The organism is Pseudomonas sp. YQ_5, assembly GCF_043103305.1.
Lineage (GTDB): Bacteria > Pseudomonadota > Gammaproteobacteria > Pseudomonadales > Pseudomonadaceae > Aquipseudomonas > Aquipseudomonas putida_Y.
Window position 1 is genome coordinate 42,860 of record NZ_JBICJS010000096.1, and the last position, 23,919, is coordinate 66,778.

General features: G+C 61.2%; 29 protein-coding genes and 1 tRNA gene. 13 read left to right on the forward strand and 17 right to left on the reverse strand.

Features of this window, described 5'->3' with window-relative positions; all coding sequences use genetic code 11:
• Positions 1-20 precede the first annotated feature (20 nt).
• Both ACF8EA_RS21875 and ACF8EA_RS21880 read left to right on the forward strand, forming a co-directional pair.
• The gene (locus ACF8EA_RS21875) at positions 21-1,142 is read left to right on the forward strand and encodes a P1 family peptidase (RefSeq protein WP_028697658.1); all 1,122 of its coding nucleotides are present in this window, start codon (positions 21-23) and stop codon (positions 1,140-1,142) included.
• 179 nt (positions 1,143-1,321) lie between these two features.
• Complete coding sequence (locus ACF8EA_RS21880; RefSeq protein WP_392523197.1) at positions 1,322-1,621, forward strand: hypothetical protein; 300 nt, start codon at positions 1,322-1,324, stop codon at positions 1,619-1,621.
• A 127-nt stretch (positions 1,622-1,748) separates the two neighbouring features.
• Here ACF8EA_RS21880 and ACF8EA_RS21885 read toward each other — a convergent pair whose 3' ends face one another.
• The gene (locus tag ACF8EA_RS21885) at positions 1,749-2,843 is read right to left on the reverse strand and encodes an SDR family oxidoreductase (protein ID WP_392523198.1); all 1,095 of its coding nucleotides are present in this window, start codon (positions 2,841-2,843) and stop codon (positions 1,749-1,751) included.
• A 72-nt stretch (positions 2,844-2,915) separates the two neighbouring features.
• On the opposite strand from ACF8EA_RS21885, the gene ACF8EA_RS21890 reads away from it, so the two are divergent.
• Entirely contained in the window at positions 2,916-3,287 is a 372-nt protein-coding gene (locus ACF8EA_RS21890; RefSeq protein ID WP_392523199.1) for a MerR family transcriptional regulator, read from the forward strand.
• A 31-nt stretch (positions 3,288-3,318) separates the two neighbouring features.
• Here ACF8EA_RS21890 and ACF8EA_RS21895 read toward each other — a convergent pair whose 3' ends face one another.
• From ACF8EA_RS21895 to adhP, 3 genes are all read right to left on the reverse strand, one after another.
• Positions 3,319-3,555 (reverse strand): hypothetical protein, encoded by a 237-nt coding sequence (locus ACF8EA_RS21895; protein WP_003250935.1) that lies wholly within the window; start codon positions 3,553-3,555, stop codon positions 3,319-3,321.
• A gap of 277 nt (positions 3,556-3,832) precedes the next feature.
• Positions 3,833-4,039: a DUF6434 domain-containing protein gene (locus tag ACF8EA_RS21900; RefSeq protein ID WP_252458399.1), complete on the reverse strand. Its 207-nt coding sequence runs from the start codon at positions 4,037-4,039 to the stop codon at positions 3,833-3,835.
• A gap of 90 nt (positions 4,040-4,129) precedes the next feature.
• Positions 4,130-5,140 carry an alcohol dehydrogenase AdhP gene (gene adhP, locus ACF8EA_RS21905; RefSeq protein WP_047603476.1) on the reverse strand — a complete coding sequence of 337 codons (1,011 nt, stop codon included), beginning with the start codon at positions 5,138-5,140 and terminating at the stop codon, positions 4,130-4,132.
• 394 nt (positions 5,141-5,534) lie between these two features.
• Between adhP and ACF8EA_RS21910 the strand changes: the two genes are divergently transcribed.
• Positions 5,535-5,729: a hypothetical protein gene (locus ACF8EA_RS21910; protein WP_021784522.1), complete on the forward strand. Its 195-nt coding sequence runs from the start codon at positions 5,535-5,537 to the stop codon at positions 5,727-5,729.
• Position 5,730: 1 nt separating this feature from the next.
• Here the strand turns inward: ACF8EA_RS21910 and ACF8EA_RS21915 are convergent, their stop codons facing one another.
• Positions 5,731-6,144: a DoxX family protein gene (locus ACF8EA_RS21915; protein WP_021784521.1), complete on the reverse strand. Its 414-nt coding sequence runs from the start codon at positions 6,142-6,144 to the stop codon at positions 5,731-5,733.
• Positions 6,145-6,248: 104 nt separating this feature from the next.
• Positions 6,249-6,333 (reverse strand) — tRNA-Leu (locus ACF8EA_RS21920).
• A gap of 201 nt (positions 6,334-6,534) precedes the next feature.
• Between ACF8EA_RS21920 and ACF8EA_RS21925 the strand changes: the two genes are divergently transcribed.
• The 4 genes from ACF8EA_RS21925 (at position 6,535) to ACF8EA_RS21940 (ending at position 9,871) form a co-directional block, all read left to right on the forward strand.
• Positions 6,535-6,810 carry a hypothetical protein gene (locus ACF8EA_RS21925; RefSeq protein ID WP_028697657.1) on the forward strand — a complete coding sequence of 92 codons (276 nt, stop codon included), beginning with the start codon at positions 6,535-6,537 and terminating at the stop codon, positions 6,808-6,810.
• 84 nt (positions 6,811-6,894) lie between these two features.
• A complete protein-coding gene (locus ACF8EA_RS21930; protein ID WP_392523201.1) occupies positions 6,895-8,055 on the forward strand; it encodes a nitrogen regulation protein NR(II) in 1,161 nt (386 codons plus the stop codon).
• A 5-nt stretch (positions 8,056-8,060) separates the two neighbouring features.
• Positions 8,061-9,506 carry an ATPase domain-containing protein gene (locus ACF8EA_RS21935; RefSeq protein ID WP_392523203.1) on the forward strand — a complete coding sequence of 482 codons (1,446 nt, stop codon included), beginning with the start codon at positions 8,061-8,063 and terminating at the stop codon, positions 9,504-9,506.
• Between the two features lie 11 nt (positions 9,507-9,517).
• Positions 9,518-9,871, forward strand: coding sequence for a response regulator (locus tag ACF8EA_RS21940; protein ID WP_392523205.1), 354 nt, complete (start codon positions 9,518-9,520; stop codon positions 9,869-9,871).
• Positions 9,872-9,911: 40 nt separating this feature from the next.
• On the opposite strand, the gene csrA is transcribed toward ACF8EA_RS21940, so the two are convergent.
• From csrA to ACF8EA_RS21980, 8 genes are all read right to left on the reverse strand, one after another.
• The gene (gene csrA, locus ACF8EA_RS21945) at positions 9,912-10,109 is read right to left on the reverse strand and encodes a carbon storage regulator CsrA (RefSeq protein ID WP_012051904.1); all 198 of its coding nucleotides are present in this window, start codon (positions 10,107-10,109) and stop codon (positions 9,912-9,914) included.
• A gap of 253 nt (positions 10,110-10,362) precedes the next feature.
• Entirely contained in the window at positions 10,363-11,385 is a 1,023-nt protein-coding gene (locus tag ACF8EA_RS21950) for a DNA topoisomerase IB (RefSeq protein WP_021784256.1), read from the reverse strand.
• Between the two features lie 57 nt (positions 11,386-11,442).
• Positions 11,443-12,534, reverse strand: a complete 1,092-nt coding sequence (modC, locus tag ACF8EA_RS21955) for a molybdenum ABC transporter ATP-binding protein (protein ID WP_323601289.1) — start codon at positions 12,532-12,534, stop codon at positions 11,443-11,445.
• Between the two features lies 1 nt (position 12,535).
• Complete coding sequence (gene modB / locus ACF8EA_RS21960; RefSeq protein WP_103444200.1) at positions 12,536-13,216, reverse strand: molybdate ABC transporter permease subunit; 681 nt, start codon at positions 13,214-13,216, stop codon at positions 12,536-12,538.
• Positions 13,216-13,974 carry a molybdate ABC transporter substrate-binding protein gene (modA, locus tag ACF8EA_RS21965; protein ID WP_392523207.1) on the reverse strand — a complete coding sequence of 253 codons (759 nt, stop codon included), beginning with the start codon at positions 13,972-13,974 and terminating at the stop codon, positions 13,216-13,218. The genes modB and modA overlap by 1 nt, the downstream gene beginning before the upstream one ends.
• An 82-nt stretch (positions 13,975-14,056) precedes the next feature.
• Positions 14,057-15,142: a nitronate monooxygenase family protein gene (locus ACF8EA_RS21970; RefSeq protein WP_021784252.1), complete on the reverse strand. Its 1,086-nt coding sequence runs from the start codon at positions 15,140-15,142 to the stop codon at positions 14,057-14,059.
• A 51-nt stretch (positions 15,143-15,193) separates the two neighbouring features.
• Positions 15,194-15,364, reverse strand: coding sequence for a hypothetical protein (locus ACF8EA_RS21975; protein WP_021784251.1), 171 nt, complete (start codon positions 15,362-15,364; stop codon positions 15,194-15,196).
• Between the two features lie 7 nt (positions 15,365-15,371).
• Complete coding sequence (locus ACF8EA_RS21980) at positions 15,372-15,674, reverse strand: DUF1883 domain-containing protein (protein ID WP_003250918.1); 303 nt, start codon at positions 15,672-15,674, stop codon at positions 15,372-15,374.
• Positions 15,675-15,833: 159 nt separating this feature from the next.
• Between ACF8EA_RS21980 and ACF8EA_RS21985 the strand changes: the two genes are divergently transcribed.
• The 5 genes from ACF8EA_RS21985 (at position 15,834) to gorA (ending at position 20,362) form a co-directional block, all read left to right on the forward strand.
• A complete protein-coding gene (locus ACF8EA_RS21985; protein WP_021784250.1) occupies positions 15,834-16,193 on the forward strand; it encodes a hypothetical protein in 360 nt (119 codons plus the stop codon).
• 77 nt (positions 16,194-16,270) lie between these two features.
• On the forward strand, positions 16,271-16,921 hold the full coding sequence (locus ACF8EA_RS21990; protein ID WP_367250760.1) for a cytochrome c: 651 nt from the start codon (positions 16,271-16,273) through the stop codon (positions 16,919-16,921).
• Positions 16,918-17,832 (forward strand): c-type cytochrome, encoded by a 915-nt coding sequence (locus ACF8EA_RS21995; protein WP_021784248.1) that lies wholly within the window; start codon positions 16,918-16,920, stop codon positions 17,830-17,832. Before ACF8EA_RS21990 ends, ACF8EA_RS21995 begins: the two co-directional genes overlap by 4 nt.
• Before the next feature lie 237 nt (positions 17,833-18,069).
• On the forward strand, positions 18,070-18,909 hold the full coding sequence (gene galU / locus ACF8EA_RS22000; protein ID WP_014590484.1) for a UTP--glucose-1-phosphate uridylyltransferase GalU: 840 nt from the start codon (positions 18,070-18,072) through the stop codon (positions 18,907-18,909).
• A gap of 97 nt (positions 18,910-19,006) precedes the next feature.
• On the forward strand, positions 19,007-20,362 hold the full coding sequence (gene gorA / locus ACF8EA_RS22005; protein WP_021784247.1) for a glutathione-disulfide reductase: 1,356 nt from the start codon (positions 19,007-19,009) through the stop codon (positions 20,360-20,362).
• 112 nt (positions 20,363-20,474) lie between these two features.
• On the opposite strand, the gene ACF8EA_RS22010 is transcribed toward gorA, so the two are convergent.
• The 3 genes from ACF8EA_RS22010 to ACF8EA_RS22020 form a co-directional block, all read right to left on the reverse strand.
• Entirely contained in the window at positions 20,475-21,782 is a 1,308-nt protein-coding gene (locus ACF8EA_RS22010) for a substrate-binding domain-containing protein (RefSeq protein ID WP_392523209.1), read from the reverse strand.
• 155 nt (positions 21,783-21,937) lie between these two features.
• Positions 21,938-23,086, reverse strand: coding sequence for an ABC transporter ATP-binding protein (locus tag ACF8EA_RS22015; RefSeq protein ID WP_021784245.1), 1,149 nt, complete (start codon positions 23,084-23,086; stop codon positions 21,938-21,940).
• Between the two features lie 19 nt (positions 23,087-23,105).
• Positions 23,106-23,915: an ABC transporter permease gene (locus ACF8EA_RS22020; RefSeq protein ID WP_021784244.1), complete on the reverse strand. Its 810-nt coding sequence runs from the start codon at positions 23,913-23,915 to the stop codon at positions 23,106-23,108.
• Positions 23,916-23,919: the final 4 nt, after the last annotated feature.

The following is a 23,919-nucleotide window of genomic DNA, read 5'->3' on the forward strand; positions in this document are numbered from 1 at the left end:
GAGAGATCATGAAAGACACGATGAAGCCACGTGCCCGTGACCTGAATATTCAGTTCGGCCAACTGCAACCCGGTCCCCTCAACGCCATCACCGATGTGCCGGGCGTTCGGGTCGGTCACAGCAATGTGCGAGGACGCACCGCCAACGGCCGCGACATCCTGACTGGGGTAACAATCATCGAGCCGCGTGTCGGTTCCACCAGCCAGCAACCGTGCTTTGCCGGCGTCCATGTGTTGAACGGCAACGGCGACGCAACGGGTCTGGAGTGGATTCGCGAAGCGGGTCTTTTGACCAGTCCCATCGCCTTCACCAACACCCACAGCCTGGGTGTGGTGCGCGATGCACTGATTGTGCTGGACCGTGAACAACAACCGGATGACGGCCGTATCTACTGGAACATGCCGGTGGTGCTGGAGACCTATGACGGGCTGCTCAACGACATCAACGGTTTTCATGTGAAGCACGAGCATGTGGCCGAAGCCCTGAGTAATGCTGTAATTGGGCCCGTTATCGAGGGCGCGGTCGGTGGTGGCAGCGGCATGATCTGCCACGAGTTCAAGGGCGGTATCGGCACTGCATCGCGGCGCCTGAGTAGCACTCAGGGCAGTTGGACTGTTGGCGCCATTGTCCAGGCGAACCACGGCATCCGTAACGAACTGCGCGTCGACGGCTATCCGGTGGGACGCTACATGGAACAGGCTGACTCCCCGTTCCTCAAGGCTTCGCTACCGCACCCGGGCATGGGTTCGATAGTCGTTTGCCTGGCCACCGATGCGCCGTTGCTGCCACACCAATGTACGCGCCTGGCACAACGCGCCAGCATCGGTCTCGCCCGCACCGGTGGAGGTAACGAAGACCACAGCGGTGACATTTTCGTCGCCTTCTCCACCGGTAATCATGTGCCGCCAGCAGCTTACGAAAGTAAGCGCGCGCCGACCACCGACAACCTTAGCATGGTCAACAACGACCATATCAGCGAGTTGTTTCTTGCCGCCACCGAAGCGGTGGAAGAAGCCATCATCAACGCCTTACTAGCCGCTGACACCGCCGAAGGCAACGGCCATGCAGTACCGGGACTGGATTGTGAGACGCTGCTCAAAGCCTTGCATCAGGCCGGCTGGCCGGGAGCGGCGAACGGTTAACTGATCTCTTCGCATGGCCGCCGGAGCTTCACGACAAGCGCTGAGTCTCTGGCGGGGCTGCTGAATAGCCGATTGTCCGATTCAGCTCACAGATGAGTCAGACGAATTTGCGTAAAACTGCACGTTCGCTATGGTGGCAATAAACCACCTGACTACAACTAAAGTCGTAGGAGCGCCTCATGAGAATACGCGGTGATGTTTTCTGGGCCTGGGCTGACCCGACGCTTCATCACCGAACTCACGACGAGACACTCGACGATGGGACATGCATTGATGTTCAGACGCGACTGTCGCGGACAGGCAAAACGCAGATGTTCATCGGGGTGTATGCCCCTGGTGGCATGGCTATCCTTGAAGAGGCCTTCGATTCTCGCCCTGGCGAGTCGATGACCAGGGCGCTGGCGTGGGGCGTTGGCCGGGCCCGGCGTGTCGCCGCTGAAGGTGCGCCTGCCGCAGACTTTCTGGCGGCCTCGAAATAGCGGCCAGGCGCGCAGCGCCGGAGGTCGAGCGGCGACTTACCGTCATCAGCGAAGACGCAGTGCATGAAATCCCTGCGTCGCCACACTTCCAGCCATCCGTCAGAGTGGGCATCATCAGCCTCGCCCGTCATCCTCGCTGGCCAGCGCCCTCACTTTTGGATTTTTTCATCAAGGAGCCGACATAGCGCACCGTGTTTTCCAGGGCTTGTGTCATGTCGGGATGCGTAAACTGGTACCTGCGCTCCAATTGCCTGCTGTTTCCCATGTCGAAGCGCTGCGTCTGAATAAAGTTCAATGACTCGGCGCTGATCGCCAAGCGGGTCGCCAGTCCCGGAATCGTCAATATTGACCTGAGCAACCCTATGGGTATATGGCGGCGGGGTGCCTTGACCTTTAGCGTGTCTGCGATCTGCAGCAGCATTCCCTGCAAGTTCGGTGTTCGCTCATACAGCGCCAGAACTTGCCGGTTGGCCATGGAGGGGTCGAACGCCACGCAAGTTATCATTTTCACCAGATAATCGACGCTGACTAATGGCAACCAGTGGCTGGCGGAGCCGGGAATAGCTTTGAACCGGCCTTGTGCCAGATTGCGAATGAGTTCGGCAAGCGGTTGTCCGTCCAGGATGTGCCCATTCTCGCTGTGGCCGCACACCGTAGCAGGGTGAACAATCGTGTAATCCGCATCCGCGTCTTGCATATAGCGGATGACTGCAAAATGGGACTCGAGTTTGCTGCCTTCGTAGCCGCCTACACGGGCGTAGACCGCGGGCCAGTTTGTGTTTTCAGGGCACTGAATATCAACCCCGATACTGGCAAGGTGGTTGAGGTTTTGCAGCATGAAGCCGCCTACCATGAGCAATCGGATGCGCTGGCCGGCCGCAAGCCTGGCCACTCTCAAAGCACCTTGGACATTGACTGTGCGGGCGCGCTCTGGTGTCAGCCCCCAGGAAAATTCCGCCGCGAGATGGAAAAATACAGCGGCCGAAGTGACGCGTTCTTTGTCTGATTCGCTGAGGCCAAGCCCCTCCTGGCTGATATCGCCTTCAACGGCATGGATATACTCAGGGTTACCCCCCAGTTGGCCTACCTGCTCCTTGAGGCGCTCGATGTTGCCGGGGCTGCGCATCAGCACCCAGGTCTTGTGCCCTTGCGCAGTAAGACCGGCCAGCAAGTGTTGCCCCACAAAGCCGCTGCCGCCGGTGACAAAGCATTCCGCACTCATGTTTGAACCCTTGTTTGGATGATGGGCGCAGGCTAAGGTGTAGAGTCTGCTCTACAGTCAAGGGTTTTTAACGTGAATATTGGAGAGTTGGAGCGCCGGAGTGGGCTCAGCCGCCATGCATTGCGCTATTACGAACAGCTCGGGCTTATCGAGCCACACCGACAAGCCAACAACTACCGCAGTTACAGTGAACAGACCGTTGTTGACTTGGCCTTCATACAAAGCGCCCAGAGCGGGGGCTTTTCACTTGCTGAGATCAGGGACATCCTTGCGGCCAGGCGGGGTAACACGATCGACTGCGCGCAAGGCGCCGCCTTGGTCGCCGCCAAGATGGCCGAGATTCAAACGAAGATCACCACGCTACAAGCCGCTTATGTTTTTCTGGACGCGGAGCGTGCGAAGCTTGAAGCCAGTGCAATTGCCAATGGGCAGATGATTCCTTGACGTCCTGTCCATGACCCTTTTCGATCGAGCATCAGCCTTCAGGTAAGGTTACACCGCAGATAAACTCATGCGTCCCCAAGCGGTGCGAGCCGAATTCCACCACGTAGCCATCTCCTCTGCGCTGCGCCTCTGCCATGGCCGTTTTCTGGTCAGCATAAACGTCGACGAAATGCCATGGATGTCGGTCTCTCAGGACCCCCCATCCGATTACCCAGCCTTCCCGCGAAGGGTCCGGCGGCAGGTTCTTCGCCAAGCTTCGAATGGACATACCTAGCTCCTCAATATGCACAGGCTCGCCATTGCAGGTTGAGCACTTTTGTTGAACCACAGCTTGCAGGCGTTGGTCTTCAGCATGAAGGATGGGTGATATTTCCAGGTTTACTCATCAAATATTGAAATGTTCGCGGTCTATGGTTGAACGCAAGCCAATTCCAGCAGCAAGGGAGTCAGGAAATGGATTATTCCAGCATGGTTGAATCGTTGGACAAGATGTTGAAAGCCACGGCTGCAACCAAAGGCTGCCTCCAGCCTTCAGATACAGAGTGTCACCCATACCTGCGTAGCCACTCATCCGCGACGTCACCCATGGTTGATGGGGTGCCACTTTTGATCCAAAGCATGAATCCTCGGTCGAACTTGAATGCCGCCCCGCACTCGCTGAGCAGAAACTGACGAACCTTCTGCGTATTGCGGTAATGCTCGTCCAGTGGAGTTGTACGGGTGATCGGCCCGGCGTGCCAGTCTACGGTCATGGTCTGTTCCTTTGACAATTGAGAAAGCAGAAAGCCCGAAGATGTCATCTACGGGCTTTGCTGTGATTCCAAATGGCCTGGCTCGGCCTGTCAGCCTTCGAACTGGATTACCATCCGGCCTTTGATCTTGCCCTCCAGCATCTCGTCAAAGATCTGGTTGATATCCTCGATCGGGCGCAGCGTCACCTTGGGCACCACTTTGCCTTCAGCGGCGAACTGGAAGGCTTCCTGCAGGTCCTGGCGTGTACCTACCAGCGAGCCCACTACTTCGATCCCATCAAGCACCAGGCGGGGAATATTCAGGTCCATGGACTCCGACGGAAGCCCGACGGCCACCAGTCGCCCGCCGGCGCGCAAGGCATCGACGGCCGAGTTGAACGCGCCTTTGGCCACGGCAGTCACGACGGCAGCATGTGCGCCACCGGTCTTGGCCTGGATGACCTTCGCGGCGTCTTCGTTGAGCGGGTTGACGACCAGATCCGCGCCCATCTCGCTGGCGAAGCGCAGTTGCTCTTCGTTGACGTCGATGGCGATCACTTTGGCGTTGAACACATTCTTGGCATATTGCAGGGCCAGGTTGCCCAAGCCGCCGAGCCCGTAGATGGCGATCCATTGGCCGGGGCGGACGTTGGAGATTTTCACTGCCTTGTAGGTCGTGACGCCGGCGCAGGTAATGCTGCTGGCGGCAGCGGAGTCGAGGCCGTCGGGCACTTTAACCGAGTAGTCGGCCTTGACGATGCAGGCCTCGGCCATGCCGCCGTCCACGGTGTAACCGGAATTCTTCACGTCGCGGCACAGGGTTTCGTTGCCGCTGTTGCAATATTCGCAATGTCCGCAACCCTGGTAGAACCAGGCAACGCTGGCTCGGTCGCCTGGCTTGAGCGAGGTGACGCCCGGGCCAACTTCCTGGACCACGCCAATACCTTCGTGGCCCAGTACTACACCGGTCTTGTCACCAAAGTCGCCATTTTTCACGTGCAGGTCGGTGTGGCACACACCGCAGCACTGCATCTTCAGCAGCGCTTCGCCGTGTTCGAGAGGGCGCAGGGTTTTCTCTACCACGTCCACGCGACGGCCTGGTGCAACGACAGCAGCTTTCATAAGAGCCTCCGTGTCTATCCGATGTGAGCTTGGGGTATCGCCGGGACAGCATAGACCTTGCCTGCCCAGGCAAAACTGCTTCAGGTCATGGTCGTGGTGGACGCGCCCATAAAATGCCTGCGTATGCCTGACTGGCATGTGCGGAAAAAAAGAAAAGCCCGCGGCAATGATGCGGCGGGCTGCAAGAACGTACGGAGCAGGGTCAGTGTGCCAATCCGGATGTCGGCATTTCGTGAAGAACCATAAAAAAGCCCGCCATGAAAGGCGGGCAAAAGACGTTTGAAGGGAGAGCTTGCAGGCTGCGCCGTGCCGGTTAACCCAGGATTAAGCGACAACGCATTGACCCGGCACCCTGATCAGCCTATACAGGCCTGCCATTATCCCAGGAGCCAGCATGCGCGACGAAGACGACCTGCACGAACCCGAGCACGATCACCTGCTCGACCACGAATTCCTCTACGACGACGTGGCGCCCGAGGCAGATGCCCAGGGCGCCGAGGATGAAGTGGAGGAGGACGAAGAAACGCTGGACGACCTCGATGACGAAGAGCGCGATCACCCAGCCTGGTTCGACGATTGCGACGACTGACTCAGCGACCATCCACCGAGAACCGGCCGGGCCCGCTTACCGCCAGCAACAGCAGGCCGCCCATGATGCTGAGGTTTTTCAGAAACTGGGTCATGTTGGCGCTGCGCTCGGGGTCGACCATGTTCCAGAACGGGTGGCCAAGCAACGCGGTGCCCAGCACGAACAGTGCGAACAGGAACGCCAGCGGTCGCGTGTAGAAACCGAGGATCAACAGGATTGCGACGACAAACTCCATAATGACGGCAATCCCTGCCGCCAGCATCGGTGCAGGGGCGCCGAGTGAGGTCATATAGCCTACCGTGCCATCGAAGCCGGTCAGCTTGGCCCAGCCGGACAAGACGAACAGGATCATCAGCAGTATGCGGGCGATCAGGATAATGATGTCGCGTTGACCATCGAACAGGGAGTAGCGCATGGCGGCGTTCCAGTGGACGAGTACAAGCTCCACTTTAGCAGCTGCGCAAGACATTGCCGTCAGGCAGCAAAAAGGCGCCGCAAGGGCGCCTTTTCAACGAAGTTTGGTGCGAGTGGCGGGACTCGAACCCGCAAGGCTCACGCCGACAGATTTTAAGTCTGCTGTGTATACCAATTCCACCACACTCGCACGCTTGAAGGGGTCGCAACGACCAGCTCGCTTCTAAGCAGAAGGGCTTCGCAATCAAGCGCGCTTTATAACCCATTGTTATAGTTGAGTCAACTGCAGCACCTATGATCAACAGATAGAGGGGTCGATCAAACGGGCAATTGACACCTTGCCATCATCACGCAACTGTTGCCCGGTAAATGGCCCCGTGGGTGTTCCGCAATGACGCAGGGTGGAGTTGGCGAAGACATGGTGCGTCCACGGTTGTTCTGGCGGCTGCTGTTCGCGCAGGTGCTCGTGCTGGGTGCTTTTCTTTACATCAGCCTGATCAGCCTGGGCGGGTATCTGCTGTTGCTGGGCTTCGATGCAGAGCACTCACAGCAGCAGCGTATGTTGGCCCTGGCCGGCGGTGGTATGATCATGCTGCTTAGCCTGTGGTTGCTGAAAGTGGCCATGCCACGGCGCATCGGCCCGGTGCTGTCCGAGCCGGAACGCTGACTGCCTGTAGTGGTTCAACTGTCTACTGGCAGACACTCCGGGCTACGTTCATTTCCTCCCTCCTGCTGTGCCAGTGGAGTTTGCATGGTTCCAGCTGACTGTCTCGAATCTCCCGTCATGCCTGCCCATCGTTATGAACAGCTGGTTCAGTCGGTGGTGGATTATGCCATCTACATGCTCGACCCCTCCGGCCATGTGGTGTCGTGGAACGCCGGCGCGCAACGGATCAAGGGTTACCGTGGCGATGAAGTGATCGGCAAGCACTTTTCGTTGTTCTTCACCCCACAGGATTGTGCGGATGGCCGCCCCGATCAGTTGCTGCGCCAGGCGCTGGAGCAGGGTGTGGCGCAGGACGAAGGCTGGCGGGTGCGCAAGGACGGCACGCAGTTCTGGGCCCTGGCTGCACTGGATGTGATCCGTGATGAAAATGGCCAGATCATAGGCCTGGCCAAGGTGACACGCGATATCACTGACCGTCGCGAGTCGGCGCTGCAGCTGGACGCAGTGCGCGCCCAGCTGTTCCAGGCGCAGAAGCTTGAAGCCCTCGGCCAGTTGACCGGTGGTCTGGCGCACGACTTCAACAACATGTTGACCATCATCATCAGCTCGGCGCGCCTGGCGCTGGCCACCCAGGACCCGGCACGCGCCCAGCGCATGTTGCAGCACATCCTCGATGCCAGCCAGCGCGGCACCGAACTGACCCAGCAACTGCTCAGCTTTGCCCGGCACCGCAAGCTCGATGTGTCCAGCGTTGCCCCTTCAGACTTGGTTACCGCTACGCGTGGCCTGCTTGAGCATGCTTTGCCAAGCTCAATTGACTTGGAGGTATTGCTGCAACCGGACCTGCCGCTGATCGAGGTGGATGCCGGGCAACTGCAGATGGTGTTGCTCAACCTGTTGTTCAATGCCCGTGACGCCATCGAGGGGCATGGCCGGATCAGCCTGACTGTCGATGTGGTCGAGCTGCTCGGCGAAGTTGAAGGGCTCAAGGGCAGCTTCGTGCGCTTCAAGGTGGAAGACAGCGGCGAAGGTATACCCACAGAAATACTGCCGCGTATCTTCGAGCCGTTTTTCACCACCAAGCCTTTTGGCAAGGGTACCGGCCTGGGGCTTAGCCAGGTCTATGGTTTCGCCCGGCAAAGCGGCGGCGCCATTTGTGTCGATAGTGAGCCTGGCCGGGGAACTTGCATGCAACTGTACTTGCCAATGTATCAGGACCAGACGGATAGCCCACTCGACAGGTAGACAACATGGCACAGGCACTGAAGCGGCTGGTAACGGGGATCGACGGGCTCGACGCGTTGCTCAAGGGTGGCCTGGTAGCTGGCGCCTCCTACATTATCCAGGGGCCACCGGGGGCTGGTAAGACCATCCTCGCCAATCAGTTGGCCTGCGGCCATGTGCGGGGCGGTGGTCGGGTGCTGGTGGCCACCTTGCTGAGCGAGTCGCATGAACGCTTGTTCCAGTACCTGTCCACGCTGGACTTCTTCGATCCGGCGCTGGTCGGCGACCAAATCCAGTTCGTCAGTGCCTTTGATACCCTTGAGCAGGACGGGCTGGATGCGGTGGTGCGGTTATTGCGTCAGGAAATCGCCCGGCAACAGGCCAGCCTGCTGATCGTCGACGGTGTGCTCAATGCCCGGGTACGTGCGGAAACCGCGCTGGATACCAAAAAGTTCGTCTCTGAACTGCAGGGGCATGCAGCCTTCGCCGGCTGCACCGTTCTGCTGTTGACCAGTGCCCGGCTGGACGAAGGCAGCCCGGAACACACCATGGTCGATGGCGTGATCGAACTGGGTGAGCAACTGGTGGGCAGCCGCGCCGTGCGCCATGTTCAGTTGCGCAAGACCCGTGGCAGTGGCGCGTTGTCGGGGCGTCACGAATGCCTTATCGATGAGTCCGGCATGCAGGTCTATCCTCGCCTGGAAGCCTTGTTCAGCCACCCCAGCCAGTTGGGCAGCGGCACCTTGGCGCGCGTCAGCAGCGGTGTGCCAACCTTCGATGAAATGCTTGGCGGTGGCTTGGCCACTGGGTCAGTCAGCCTGTTGATGGGGCCTTCGGGAAGTGGCAAGACGTCATTGGGCCTGGCCTTTCTCGGTGCCAGCACCCCGCAGGCGCCGGGGTTGCATTTCGGTTTTTACGAAACGCCCGAACGTCTGCGCAGCAAGGCCGCTTCGCTCGGTTACGATTTTGCCGCGATGGAGCAGGGTGGTAGCTTGCAACTGTGCTGGCAGCCGACCACCGAGGGCTTGCTGGACCAGGTTGGCGCGCGGCTGCTGGAGCGTGTGGCGGCGCAGGGCAGCAAGCGCGTGGTGATCGACAGCCTTGGTGCATTCAGCCGGCTGGCAATTGACTCGACGCGGCTCAATGCGTTTTTCCGCGCGCTGGCGGGTGAGTTGCGCGCGCGCGATGTCAGTGTGATGCTGACCTGGGAGATGCGCGACATCTTCGGCGCGGAAATCAGCGCCCCCGCACCGGACCTGTCGAGTATCGTCGACAACCTTATGCTGATGCGCTTTGTCGAACTGGACTCGCAACTACGGCGCATGCTGTCGGTCCTCAAAGTACGTGACAGCCACCATGACCCGGCCTTGCACGAGCTGCTGATCGGGCCGCAAGGCATTACCTTGCTCAAGGCGTTCGAAGGTGCCTGCGGTGTGCTTTCGGGAACGCCGACGCCGCAGGAGAGCGGGTGACGGACGAGCTGATGAACACCATCCTGATTGTCGATGACGAATACCTGATCGCCGATATCCTCGGGTTTGCCCTGGAGGACGAAGGTTTTCTGGTGGAAAAGGCGAGCAATGGCTGCAAAGCACTGGAGGCGTTAAAGGAAAAACGCGTGCAGCTGGTGATTACCGACTACATGATGCCGCTACTCAACGGTGAGGAGTTGGCGCGTGCCATCCGCGAGGACCCGGCGTTAAGCGAGTTGCCGGTCATCCTCATGAGCGGCGCACAGGCCAGCCAACGATGCCCGGCCCTGTTTGCCGCAATATTCGACAAGCCGTTCGACATGGATGAGATGATCGCCACTGTGCATCAGTTGCTGGGCACCTGAGACTGGCGGTCGAGCGCATCCATGCCCCTCGGGGGGAGGCTCAGTGGGAGTCTTCGTGCTTCTCCGGCGCCGGGCTACCGGCCTGGATGCGTTTGAAGATCTCTTCTCGATGGACCTGAACATCTTTCGGTGCATCGATACCAATCCTCACCTGCATCCCTTTGACGCCCAGAATGGTGACTTTGATGTCATCGTTGATGACGATGCTTTCGCCAACCTTACGGGTGAGTATCAGCATGTAGTTCTCCTTGGTGATATAAAAATCCGCAGGGCTAGTTGCCCCGGCGGCGGGAGCTTGTCCCTCTTCCTTCTCATTAAAGACGCTTTCGGCGGATATTAATTCCCCGACAGACAAATTCTGTTGCGTGTCTTCAGTTGCAGGTGCCAAAGCAAACCGTCAACGGTTTGTCGGCCAAGGCGCTCGCTGCCAAGAATAGGGGGGTTGGCGGCTAATGGGAAATTTCTTCGCATCATGGGCTGAATAGACAAGCTTAATGGTCCTCCTGTTCCTCGAGAGCCTGAAGAAACAACAGCAAGGCCACTTCCTCCGGGTCCAGGCCTTTGCGCACACGGTTTTTCGGCAAATTGGCCAGGCGCCCCAACGTATAGTGCTCCAGGACTGCCGGGTGGATGTAGCAGCGCCTGCACACTGCCGGCGTATTGCCCAGGCGCGTGGCTACCTGACGGACTATCGCGGCGACCTGGCGTTTGGCTTCACTCTCCGGCTCCCAGGCCAAGGGCCTCAGCAGGTGCAATGCCAGGCTGCTGCCGGCCCAGGTGCGATAGTCCTTGGCGGTGAAGTCGGCGCCGGTCAACTGCTGCAAAAACTGATTGACCTCGCTGGAGCCGACACTATGGCGCTGGCCGTTTTCATCCAGGTACTGAAATAGCGCCTGTCCGGGCAGTTCCATGCAGCGTTTGAGCAAGTTGGCCAGGCGCCGATCGTTGAGGGTGACGTTGTGTTCGACGCCGCGCTTGCCGCGGAACTGGAAGCGAATGTTGCTGCCTTTGACCTGCACATGGCGATTGCGCAGGGTGGTCAGTCCATACGACTTGTTATCGCGCAGGTAGCGCTGGTTGCCAATCCGAATCAGGGTGTGGTCCAGCAGGCTCACTACCAGCGCCATTACCTTTTCCCGGTCCAGCCCTGGCCGCGCGAGGTGGGCTTCCAGCTGTGCGCGCAGCTTTGGCAGGGCCTGGGCGAACGCAAGCATGCGCCCGTATTTGTGCTGGTCGCGCAGTTCGCGCCACTGCGCATGGTAGCGGTACTGCTTGCGGCCACGGGCATCGCGGCCAGTGGCTTGCAGGTGGCCTTGCGGATCGGCGCAGATCCACACATCGGTGTAGGCCGGGGGAATCACCAGTGCGGCGATGCGCGAGAGGGTGTCGCTGTCGCGTACCCGTTGGCCATCGGCATCCAGATAGATGAAACGGTCGCGCCAGCGCCGACGGGTCAGGCCCGGCTGGCTGTCGTCAACGTAGTGCAGGGTGCGCGGCAGGGGGCAGTCGGGCATGGGCTGCAGGCCTCGATCGGGTCACAGCTCAATGGACAATACGCGCGCGAAGGATGCTCAACCCAAAAGGGCCACCGACTTGATCTGGGCGAACAGTACCTGCCCTGTGTGCAAGCCGAGCTGGTCTGCCGAGAAGCGGGTGATGCGTGCAAGCAGGGCATTGCCTCCGGCATCCAGGCTGACCAGCACATGCGCCGGGTTGGCCGCCGGGCGGCTCTCGCGCACACGTACCGGCAGGCGGTTGAGGATGCTCGATGCGCTGTCCGCCGCCAGTGCCAGGCTGACGTCCCGGGCCTGCACCTTGACGCGCAAGGTGCTGCCCATCACCTGTGCCGCGTGGGTGATGCGCAGCAGCGGCCCGCTGCTGCCGGGCAGGCGCAGGTCAAGCAGGCCGTAGTGCGAGTCGTGCCCTACCACCATACCCTCGAACACTACCCCGGCATCGTCGCCCTGGGCCAGCGACAGGTCGAGGCGAGCCAGGGTTTCGCCGATCGGGCCGCTGGCGATCGCCCGGCCTTGTTCCAGCAACACCAGGTGGTCGGCCAGCCGCGCGACTTCATCCTGGGCGTGACTGACATAAATCAGCGGGATGTCCAGTTCGTCATGCAGGCGCTCCAGGAAGGGCAGTATCTCGCGCTTGCGCGGGCCGTCGAGGGCTGCCAGCGGCTCGTCCATCAACAACAACCGTGGGCTGCTGAGCAGGGCGCGGGCAATACCCACCCGCTGCGCCTCGCCACCAGACAGGGTTGCCGGGCGGCGGTCCAGCAAGTGGCCGATACCCAGCAGTTGGCAAGCCTGGTCGAGGCTGACCTTGCGTTCAGCGGGCGCTACCCGGCGCCAGCCGAACGCAAGGTTGCCGCGCACCGACAGGTGCGGGAACAGGCTGGCCTCCTGGAACACATAGCCCACCGGACGCAGGTGCGGTGCCTGGAAGTGGCCACGGGTGCTGTCTTCCCAGACTTCGCCGTTGACCTCGATATAGGCGCTAGCGGCCCGTTCCAGCCCGGCCAGGCAGCGCAGGCAGCTGGTCTTGCCGGAGCCAGAATGGCCGAACAGCGCGCTGATGCCGCGCCCGGGCAGGTGCAGGTCGACGTCCAGGGTAAAGTCGTCGCGCGCCAGTTTCAGGCGCGCCACAATCGATGCGGTCATTTCAGCTCCAGCCAGTTTTGCCGCGGCGTCCAGCGTACAGCAGAAGCAGCACCAGGAAAGAGAACACCAGCATGGCACCGGCCAGCCAGTGGGCTTGCGAGTACTCCATGGCTTCGACGTGATCGAAAATTTGCACTGAAACCACGCGGGTCTTGTCGGGGATGTTGCCACCGATCATCAGTACGACGCCAAACTCGCCGACCGTGTGGGCAAAGCCGAGGATGCTGGCAGTGACGAAACCAGGGCGGGCCAGCGGCAGCACCACATGAACGAAAGTGTCCCATGGGCTGGCGCGCAGGGTGGCGGCGACTTCCAGGGGCCGCTGGCCGATTGCGCCAAAGGCATTCTGCAGTGGTTGTACCACGAACGGCAGGGAGTACACCGTCGAGCCAATCACCAGGCCTGTGAAGCTGAACACCACAGTGCCCAGGCCCAGCGCCTGGGTGGCCTGCCCGAGCCAGCCGTGCGGGCCAAGGGCGATCAACAGGTAAAAGCCGATCACCGTAGGTGGCAGTACCAGCGGCAGTGCCACTACCGCACCCACCGGCCCGCGCAGCCATGAGCGCGTGCGCGCGAGCCACCAGGCGACGGGTGTGCCGATAACCAGCAGGATCAGTGTGGTCAGGCTGGCCAGTTTTACGGTCAGCCAGATGGCACCCAGGTCACTGGCATCCAGTGGCATCAGCGTTCATAACCATAGGATTTGATCACCGCTGCGGCTTTCGGGCCTTTGAGGTATTCGACCAGTGCCTTGGCGGCCGCATTGTCCTTGCCTTTGTTGAGGATGACAGCGTCCTGGCGGATCGGGTCGTGCAGGTCGGACGGCACGATCCAGGCCGAGCCATTGGCCACCTTGCCATCCCTGTAGATCTGCGACAGGGCGACGAAGCCCAGCTCGGCGTTGCCGGTGGAGACGAACTGGAAGGCCTGGGTGATGTTCTGGCCTTCGACGATCTTGCCTTTGGTGGCCTCGGTGAGCTTCAGCCTGTCCAGTACCTGCGTGGCGGCCAGGCCGTAAGGAGCAGCTTTCGGGTTGGCGATGGACAGGTGTTTATATGCGTTCTTCTTCAGCACTTCACCCTTGGCGTCTACGTAGCCTTCCTTCGCAGACCACAGGGCCAGGGTGCCGATGGCGTAGGTAAAGCGCGAACCGGGTACGGTTTCCTTTTCTGCTTCAAGCTTCTTGGGGGTGGTGTCGTCAGCGGCGAGGAACACGTCGAACGGAGCACCATGCTTGATCTGCGCATAGAACTGCCCGGTGGCGCCATAGGCCGCGACCAGTTTGTGGCCAGTGTCTTTTTCGAAGGCCTTGGCGATGGCCTGGACAGGAGCTGTGAAGTTGGCTGCGACCGCGACCTGGACTTCGTCGGCCCAGGCCGTGTTGAGGGCCAGCAGGCTGAGCAGGGCTGTGAAGGTCAACTGGGGTGAGCGCAAGCGCATGAAGACAGATCCTTGAGGTTATCGTTATAGCCATAACTATATAGCGATAAACCAGTTGCCGTGAAGAGGCCTAGCCTGCCTGTCAGAATGCCTGGTGACCGATCACTGCCAGTGCCTTCCCGGCGATCTCCCGGGTCAGCTCACCTGCTGGCATGTGCCGCCCCAGCCGCAATGCCTGCCCCGACCAAAGATTACTGAAGTCACTATTACCCTGCGGGTCGGTGATCGCCCGTAAAGGCATCAATGCCCCACCCGCCAGCGGAAAGCGCGGTGCAAGTTCGCTCATCGGCCCTAGCTCGCGCATGATGCGATTGTTGATGCCGCGCGCCGGGCGGCCGGTAAACAGGTTGGTCAGCGCGGTGTCGCTGGCAGGCGCGCTGTCCAGCGCCCGGCGATGCGCTGGCGACACCTTGGCCTCGGGGCAGAACAGGTAAGCCGTGCCGATCTGCACTGCCGAGGCGCCCAGGGCCAGTGCCGCCAACAGCCCGCGGTGGTCGCCGATACCACCGGCGGCAATCACCGGCACGCCGACGGCATCGGCCACCTGCGGTACCAGAGCGAAGGTGCCTATCTGGCTGGTGATGTCATCGCTGAGGAACATGCCGCGATGGCCACCGGCTTCATAACCCATGGCGATGATCGCGTCGCAGCCATTGCGCTCCAGCCAGACCGCTTCTTCCACGGTCGTGGCGCTGGACAGTACCTTGGCACCGCTGGCCTTTACCCGCTGCAGCAGCTCTGCCTTGGGCAGACCGAAGTGGAAGCTCACCACCTCCGGGCGCAAGGCTTCGACCAGTTGGCAGCTCTGCTCGTCGAAAGGCGCGCGGTTGGACACCGGGGTGGGCGCTGCGAAATCGGCGCCCACTTCGCTGTAATAGGGCTCAAGTGCCTGCTTCCAGCGTGCATCGCGTTCGGCATCGGGCGCTGGTGGCTGGTGGCAGAAGAAGTTCAGGTTCAACGGGTGCCCCGGGCAGCCAGCGCGGAATGCGGCGATCTCGGCGCGCACCTGTTCGCCGCTGAGCATGGCGCAGGGCAGGGCGCCCAGGCCACCTGCCAGGCCCACGGCAATGGCCATGGCTGAGCCGGTGGCCCCCGCCATGGGGGCCTGCAGAATGGGCAGCTCGATGCCCAGCAGATCGAGGATACGGCGGTCGGGCCAATGGCTCATGCGATTCTCCTTGCGTGGGGCGAGCGGTGCGGCGGGGGCTTGCGGCGAGTCTTACAGGGCCTTGCTGACCTGAATGTCGCTGATTTTGTCGGCGTCTTCGCCGTGGATCTTGCGCAGGGCCTCGAGGGCTTGCTCTTGCGAGGCATCGGGCATCAACGCGAAATCCCAGCGACGCTGGCCGTCGAGCTTGTATTTGATGACGTACTTGATGGTCTGGGTCATGGTGGCCTTATCTGAGTTTCGACGACGAGCGACGGATGATCTTGATCTTGTGGGTCAGGGTTGGCTTGCGGGTGACCGAGATCGGGCGAGTGGTCACGGTATCGATGGTGATGTTCCAGAAGCCGGTGCTGGGTACGGTTATCTTCGCCGGAAACTTCTCGAAATGGCCGCCGTGGTAAGTATGACGGCCGCCGTTCTTGAAGCTGCGGAAGTTGGCGTCGTTCATCAGGCGGATATTGCAGCGCTGGGAGCACTCGATGACGACGATATCGTCCTCGTTGAGGTGCTCGCGCTGGTGTACGAATTTCATGTGATGCTCCGCAAGGTTTGGATCTGCAAAAGCAAAAGATACCACGATGTGCCGTTACACTGCCGCGCTGATCACCAGGCGTGGATAATTCTGCCAAAGCAGGGAGCAAAACCGCCTGGATGTGGTCGAAGCGAATTCTTGAAGGCAGAGGTGCTGCAAATGAAGTGGATGGTGGCGGCGTTGTCGGTGGCGCTGGGTGGCTGCGTGAGTGTCGCGGAGCTGGAACAATCGCATGAAACGCTGGATGTGATCTCTGGCAAGAGCCCGCGTGCCTATGCCGATTGCGTAAAGCAGAAGCTGGCCGATACGCGTGACCCGCTGACCGAAGAGCAGCGTGGTGACGGCCTGCGGCTGATCGTACCGCAGAAAATCGCATCAAGTGCTGGCCCAGCGGCGCTGGTGGATATCGACAAGCGGGGCAGCGGCAGCAGCATCAAACTGCACGAGCGGCTGAATAACTTCCCGCTGCGCCTTGGGGATGTGCGCACTGCCGCAACCGAATGCATCTCCGGAAGTTGATCTGAGGCAACGGGTCTTCTTTTCTCTGCTTATATGTTTTAAGCCTAAACATATAACAAAAGAAAAGGAGATTCATGATGACACCGTTGAGACGCGTGATGATCGGCAGCCTGCTGATCCTGGTTTGGCCCACGGCACATGCCGCTGACGGTCAGAAGGTCTTCACCCAGGGGGGAGCCAACCCCGCTGCCATGGCCTGCCTTGGTTGCCATGGCCCGGATGGCAAGGGCATTGCCGCTGCCGGCTTTCCACGGTTGGCCGGGCTTCCGGCCGGTTACCTTGCCAAGCAGTTGCATGACTGGCGCAACGGCAGCCGCAAGCAGCCAGTGATGGAGCCCTTGGCCAAGGCCTTGAGCGACGATGAAATCAAGGCCGTCAGTACCTACCTGGCCAGCCTGCCGGCAGCGCCCGCTGGCGACCTGCGCCGGCAGCAGATTGCCAATGACCCTGCCACCCGCATGGCCCTGTACGGCGACTGGAGTCGGCAGATTCCTGGCTGCGTGCAATGCCATGGGCCGGGAGGCGGCGGGGTGGGCGAACACTTCCCGCCCTTGGCCGGCCAGCCCGCCAGTTACCTGGTGGCACAGCTCAACGCCTGGCGTGACGGCAGCCGCAGCAATGACCCCAATCAGCTGATGGTCGGCGTGGCCAAGGCCATGACCGATGAGGAGGTCAAGGCCGTTGCCGAGTTCTTCGCTCGCCCCGCCAGCCAGGAGGTCACGCCATGAAAACCATGATTCCAGTCTTGTTGCTGCTGACCGTGGGCAGCGCCCAGGCCACGCCGATCGCCATGGAAGACCAGTCGCAGTTGAAGGTTCCCGCTGTGCAGGCGGCACCGCAGTTCGTGCCGCCCGCAGAGAGTGAATTGCCCGATAATGCCTTTGGCAAGATGGTGCGTGAAGGCCATGCCTTGTTTGTCGATACCCGCCGATTGATGCCCGAGGCTGTGGGCAATGGCATGAACTGCAGTAACTGCCACCTCGATCAGGGGCGGTTGGCGCATTCGGCGCCGCTGTGGGGCGCCTACCCGATGTACCCGGCGTATCGCAAGAAAAATGACAAGGTCAACACCTTCGCTGAGCGTATCCAGGGGTGTTTCCAGTTCAGTATGAACGGCAAGCCACCGGCCGCTGACAGCCCGCAGATGACGGCATTGGCAGTGTATTCATACTGGCTGTCGACCAAGGCACCGACCGGTGTGGAGATTGCCGGGCGTGGTTATCCGGAGGTGGCACAACCCAAGGGCGGTTATGACTTCAAGCGCGGCCAGCAGGTTTACCGCGAACAATGCGCGATTTGCCATGGCGATAACGGTGAAGGGCAAAAGGTCGCAGGCGAGTACGTAATGCCGCCGCTTTGGGGCAAGGACTCCTATAACTGGGGGGCTGGCATGCACCGCATCAACACCGCTGCGTCGTTCATCAAGTACAACATGCCGCTGGGCAAGCCAGGCAGCCTAAGCGACCAGCAGGCCTGGGACGTGGCGGCGTGGATCAACCGCCACGAGCGGCCACAGGACCCGCGGCTGGTGGAAGGATCCATCGAGAAAACGCGGGTGAAGTTTCATGCCAATGATGGGGTGAACCTGTATGGTCAGCAGGTCGATGGGGTGCTGATCGGACAAGGGACGGGGAGTTGATGTAAGTCTTAGGCGGCCTCTTTGCGGATGAACCCGTCGACGAGGCCGCCACAGGCACGCTGATTTGCCTGTCATCCAACGGTCATGTATGACAGCAATATTCACGATCCCCCGGAACTATCTACACTGGGATATCTCTATGATGGCAATGGTCGTTATCGGGGGGCATTGTAAGGTGACTGCCGCCTGATTAGACTGCGCCGAATTCCACAGGCCTAGCCTCTTGTAAGGACGTATATGATCAAAAAATGCTTGTTCCCGGCAGCCGGCTACGGCACTCGCTTCCTGCCTGCTACCAAAGCCATGCCCAAGGAAATGCTGCCGGTGGTCAACAAGCCACTGATCCAGTATGGCGTTGAAGAAGCATTGGATGCTGGTCTGAACGAGATCTCCATCGTTACCGGGCGCGGCAAGCGGGCCCTGGAAGACCACTTCGACATCAGCTACGAGCTGGAGAACCAGATCAAGGGCACCGACAAGGAAAAATACCTGGTCGGTATCCGTCGTCTGCTCGACGAGTGCTCGTTCTCGTACACGCGCCAGACCGAAATGAAAGGCCTCGGTCACGCCATCCTCACTGGCCGCCCACTGATCGGCGACGAGCCGTTCGCGGTGGTGCTGGCGGACGACCTGTGCGTCAACCCGGAAGGTGACGGCGTGCTGACGCAGATGGTCAAGCTGTACAAACAGTACCGCTGCTCGATCGTCGCCATCCAGGAAGTCGACCCGCAGGAAACCAACAAGTATGGTGTGATCGCCGGTGAAATGATCCGCGACGACATTTTCCGTGTGACCAACATGGTCGAAAAACCGGCTCCGGAAGACGCGCCTTCGAACCTGGCGATCATCGGCCGTTACATCCTGACCCCGGATATCTTCGACATCATCGCCAATACCAAACCAGGCAAAGGCGGTGAAATCCAGATCACCGATGCCCTGCTGCAGCAGGCCAAAGATGGCTGCGTGATTGCCTATAAGTTCAAAGGCAAGCGTTTCGACTGCGGTGGTGCCGAAGGCTACATCGACGCGACCAACTTCTGCTTCGAGAACTACTACAAGACTGGCAAGGCTTACTGACAAGCCCTGCTGGCCTCAAAGCCATCCTTCGGGGTGGCTTTTTTGTTTGCTGCGGCCAACGGCGGTATGCTGGACGCCTGCCTAGGAGAGTGAATACATGGCCTTCGATTTTGATCTGTTCGTGATTGGCGCCGGGTCCGGTGGTGTACGCGCAGCGCGTTTTGCTGCCGGTTTTGGCGCCAAAGTGGCAGTGGCTGAAAGCCGCTACCTGGGGGGGACCTGCGTCAACGTCGGTTGTGTGCCGAAAAAGCTGCTGGTGTACGGCGCGCACGTTGCCGACGAGCTGGAGCAGGCCGCAGGTTACGGCTGGACGTTGGAAGAGGGGCATTTCGACTGGGGCACCCTGATTGCCAACAAGAATCGGGAAATCGAGCGCCTTAACGGTATCTACCGTAACCTGCTGGTCAACAGCGGGGTGACCCTGTTGCAGGGCCACGCGCGTCTGACGGGTGCCAATGAAGTGGAAGTGGACGGTCAGCGCTACACCGCCGAGCACATTCTCATCGCTACCGGTGGCTGGCCGCAGGTACCGGACATCCCCGGCAAGGAACTGGCCATCACCTCCAACGAAGCCTTCTACCTCAAGAGCCTGCCGCGCCGCGTGCTGGTGGTAGGCGGGGGGTATATCGCCGTCGAATTTGCCGGCATCTTCCAGGGCCTGGGTGCCGACACCTCACTGCTGTACCGTGGCGACCTGTTCCTGCGCGGCTTCGATGGCTCGGTGCGCACCCACCTGAAGGAAGAGCTGGAAAAGCGCGGCCTCGACTTGCAGTTCAACGCCGACATCCAGCGCATCGACAAGCTCGAAGATGGCCGCCTCAAGGCCACGCTCAAGGACGGCCGCGAGCTGGTAGCCGACTGTGTGTTCTATGCCACTGGCCGGCGCCCGATGCTGGACAATCTGGGCCTGGAAAACACCGGCGTCGAGCTGGATGCGCGCGGCTACATCCGGGTTGATGAGCAGTACCAGACCACCGCGCCCTCGATACTTGCCATTGGCGATGTGATCGGCCGTGTGCAGTTGACTCCAGTAGCCTTGGCTGAAGGCATGGCCGTGGCGCGGCGCCTGTTCAAACCCGAGCAATACCGCCCGGTGGATTACCAGAACATCCCCACTGCGGTGTTCAGCCAGCCGCCAATCGGTACCGTGGGCCTGACCGAAGAGCAGGCGCTGGAGGCCGGGCACAAGGTGCAGGTATTCGAAAGCCGCTTCCGAGCCATGAAACTGACCCTGACCGACATTCAGGAAAAGACCCTGATGAAGTTGGTGGTGGACGCCGAGACCGACAAGGTATTGGGCTGCCACATGGTCGGTCCTGACGCTGGCGAGATCATTCAGGGCCTGGGCATTGCGCTTAAAGCCGGTGCGACCAAGCAGCAGTTCGACGAAACCATCGGCGTGCACCCGACGGCGGCTGAAGAGTTCGTGACCATGCGCACAGTCACCCGCTGATAACGCGGAGCCTGCTGTACAGCCTGTAGAAGCAGCCTTGTGCTGCGATGGGGCCCTTGTTCGGGCCTCTTTGCAGCAAAAAGGCTGTTACAGGGATGTGTACAGGGCCGGATCAATACACCCACACTTCGACCCGCCGGTTGCGCAGCCGGCCTTGCTCCAGTTCATTCCCGGCCACTGGCAATTCATCGCCCATCCCGGTCACCTGCAGCACCTCCACCCCTCCGCGCGCGAGTTCGCGGCGCACCGCTTGCGCGCGCAGGCGGGAGAGCAGGGCTGCGCGCCCGGGGGTTTCCTTGGGGTCGCCGAACCCCACCAGCACTGCCTTGCCCTGTAGCTTCCCGGCCTGGCGCAGGTACTCTGCCACCCGCTGCACATCGCGCAGGGCCTTGTTGTCCAGGCTGGCGCTTCCTTCCTGGAAGCGGAAGTTCACACTCAGGCGCTGCGCTTGCTGGGCCAAGGTACGATAGCGCGGTGGCATGTCACGTTGGGGGGCGACAGACAGGGCCTTGACCTGCTGCGAAACGAAACCCTGCCGGGCGATGATCGCCTGGCCGGCCGGGCTCTGAGCGAAATCGGCCAGGGCCTTGGCCTGAGGCTTGGGGTTGGCTGGCAGGTAAAAGTACAGGCGCCGCGAGAGCGGGTAGTCCTCGCTGGCCACCCGTGCGCGCTCCGGCAGCATGGCCGGCGCGTCGCCCTCGGCCACCGCGAGCACCTTGGCCCCGTGTACGGCGGCCAGGCTGCTGAAACCGATGGCCTGGCGGTCGTTACCCACGCGCTCCGCCAGTTCGTCGCTGGACTCGAAGCGCCTGGCTTTGGCCGAAAGCTCGCCGTGCTGAGGTTCCAGCACCAGTGCCTTGAAGGTCTCGAAAGTCCCGGAACGGTCGTCTCGGGCATACAGGTGAATGGCCCCGCCCGGTATGCCCAGTTGTTCCCAGCGCTGGATCTGCCCGGAAAAAATTTGCGCCAGTTGCCGAGTGTTCAGTTGGGGAATTGGGTTGTCGGGGTGGACGAAGACTGCGACGCCGTCGAGGCCGATCACGTGTTCGGCGCCTGCTGCGCGCAGGTCACCCAGCGCCTGCAACTGGCGGACTTCACTGTCGTTGATCGGCCGCGAGGCAGCGGCCAGGTCCGCTTCGCCACGGCCCAGCGCGACAAAGCCGGTGCTTGAGCCGTGGGCGGCAATGTCGATGCGCAAGGGCCGGCCGTGCTCGTCGCGGGCGGTAATCACCCACTCGTTGGCAACCTTGCCCGGCTGTTGTTCGATGGCTGTGGCCTGCTGCGCGCGCAATTGCCCCTGTACCAGCGCCGGCAGCAAGGCCGCGCCGATGGTGTTGGAGCCTTGCACGCGCAGGTGCAGGGGCTCAGCCAAGGTCGCGAGTGGTAGCAGGGTGAGCAGCAAGACAAGCAGGCGGAGCATGCCGGGTGGCCTGTGGCATAGAGTTGGCCGGCAGATTACGACAATGGCGTGATGATAATGTGACGGGGCGTACGCCTCCAATCGTGCAGCGCCTGCCAGGTCGAGCACCGCGCGGACGGTGCTCGATCTGGCAGGCGCTGCAACGCAGAAGAGCGTTAATGCGCCCCGGCCGACTTGCTCAGGTCACTCTCGGCCCATTCGGTATAAATGCAAGCGTCGGCCACTGCCCAGCGCACCTTCACGTTGTCGCCCGGCTGCATCGGCATGCCCGCCGCCGACAGTGCCTTCACGGTCAACTCGGTACCCCCTGCAGTTACCACATGGCAGGTCTGGCTTTCACCCAGGAACAGCACTTCACCAACCTTGGCACTGACCTCGTTCCAACCCGCCGGCAGCGGCTCGCGCGTGGCCTGCTCAGCGGTCAGGGCCACGGCTTTTTCCGGGCGCACCATGATCAGTGCATCCTGCGAGGCGGTCAGCCCCGGGGTCAAGCGAATGGCCACTGGCTGGCCTTCGAAGCTGCCCGCGCCGTTGCTGCTGGCCTTGATCCGCAGGAAGTTGGAGTTGCCCAGGAACGATGCGACAAAGGCATTCGGTGGGTTCTGGTACAGGTCGTAACCGGTGCCCAGGCCGACGATCTTGCCGTGGCTGAAAATGGCGATGCGCTGGGACAGGCGCATGGCTTCTTCCTGGTCGTGGGTGACATAGACGATGGTGATGCCCAGGCGGCGATGCAACTGGCGCAGTTCGTCCTGCAGGTCTTCACGCAGTTTCTTGTCCAGCGCGCCGAGCGGCTCGTCCATCAGCAGGATACGTGGTTCGTACACCAGCGCCCGGGCAATCGCCACGCGCTGCTGCTGGCCGCCCGACATTTGCGAGGGTTTGCGGTGGGCGAACTGTTCCAGTTGCACCAGCTTGAGCATGGCGTCGACGCGCTTGGCGGTTTCGGCAGCGCCGAGTTTGCGAATGGCCAGTGGGAAGGCGATGTTGTCACGCACATTCAGGTGCGGGAACAGCGAGTACCGTTGGAACACCATGCCGATGTCACGCTTGTGCGGTGGCACGTTGACCAGCGACTGGCCGTCGACCAGGATCTCGCCGCTGCTCGGTGTTTCGAAGCCGGCCAGCATCGACAGGGTGGTGGACTTGCCCGACCCGCTGGAACCGAGGAAGGTCAGGAACTCGCCGTCCTGGATCTCCAGGTCGAGGTTGTCCACGGCGGTGAAGTCGCCGTAGTGCTTGTTCAGGCCGCGCAGGCTGACCAGGGCCTTGCCGTGCGCGTTGTCTTTGATCACTGCACTCATTGTTGTTATCTCCGCGCGCTCAGGCGTTGGTTTCGGTGCGCCGGCGCAAGGCGGCGGCAATGAACATGACAAGCAGCGACAGGCCAATCAGCAGGGTCGAGGCCACGGCGATCACCGGGCTGAGGTCCTGGCGCAGGGTGGTCCACATCTTCACTGGCAGGGTCTGCAGGTCGGGGCTGGCCATCATCACGCTCAGCACCACTTCATCCCATGACACCAGGAAGGCGAACAGGCCACCGGCGATCATGCCGGGGCGAATGGCCGGGAAGGTCACCTTGAAGATGGCCTGCAGGCGCGAGGCGCCGCAGATCACCGCGGCATCCTCTATCGACTGGTCGAACAGTTTCAGCGAGTTGATGATCGAGATGATGGTGAACGGCAGGGCGACGATCACGTGGCTGACCACGAACGCAAACAGCGTGCCGGTATAGCCAAGCTTGAGGAACAGCGCGTACACCGCCACGGCAATGATCACCAGCGGTACGATCATCGGCATGGTGAAGAGCCCGTACAGCAGCTCGCGGCCCGGGAAGCGGCCACGCACGAGGGCGAACGCGGTGGGCAGGCCCAGCAGCACGGCGGCGACCGTGGTCAGCATGGCCACCTTCAGGCTGGCCAGCGCGGCCTCCATCCACTCCGGGTTGGAAAAGAACTGGCCGTACCACTTGAAGGTCCAGCCCGGTGGCGGGAACACCAGCCACTGTGACGAGCCGAATGACAGCAACACGATGAACACCACCGGCAGCAGCAGGAAGGCCGCGATGACCCCGGTGGTCAGGTACAGGCCCGTACGCAGCGGGCGGCCCATGGCATTGGGAGACAGGAGCATGGCG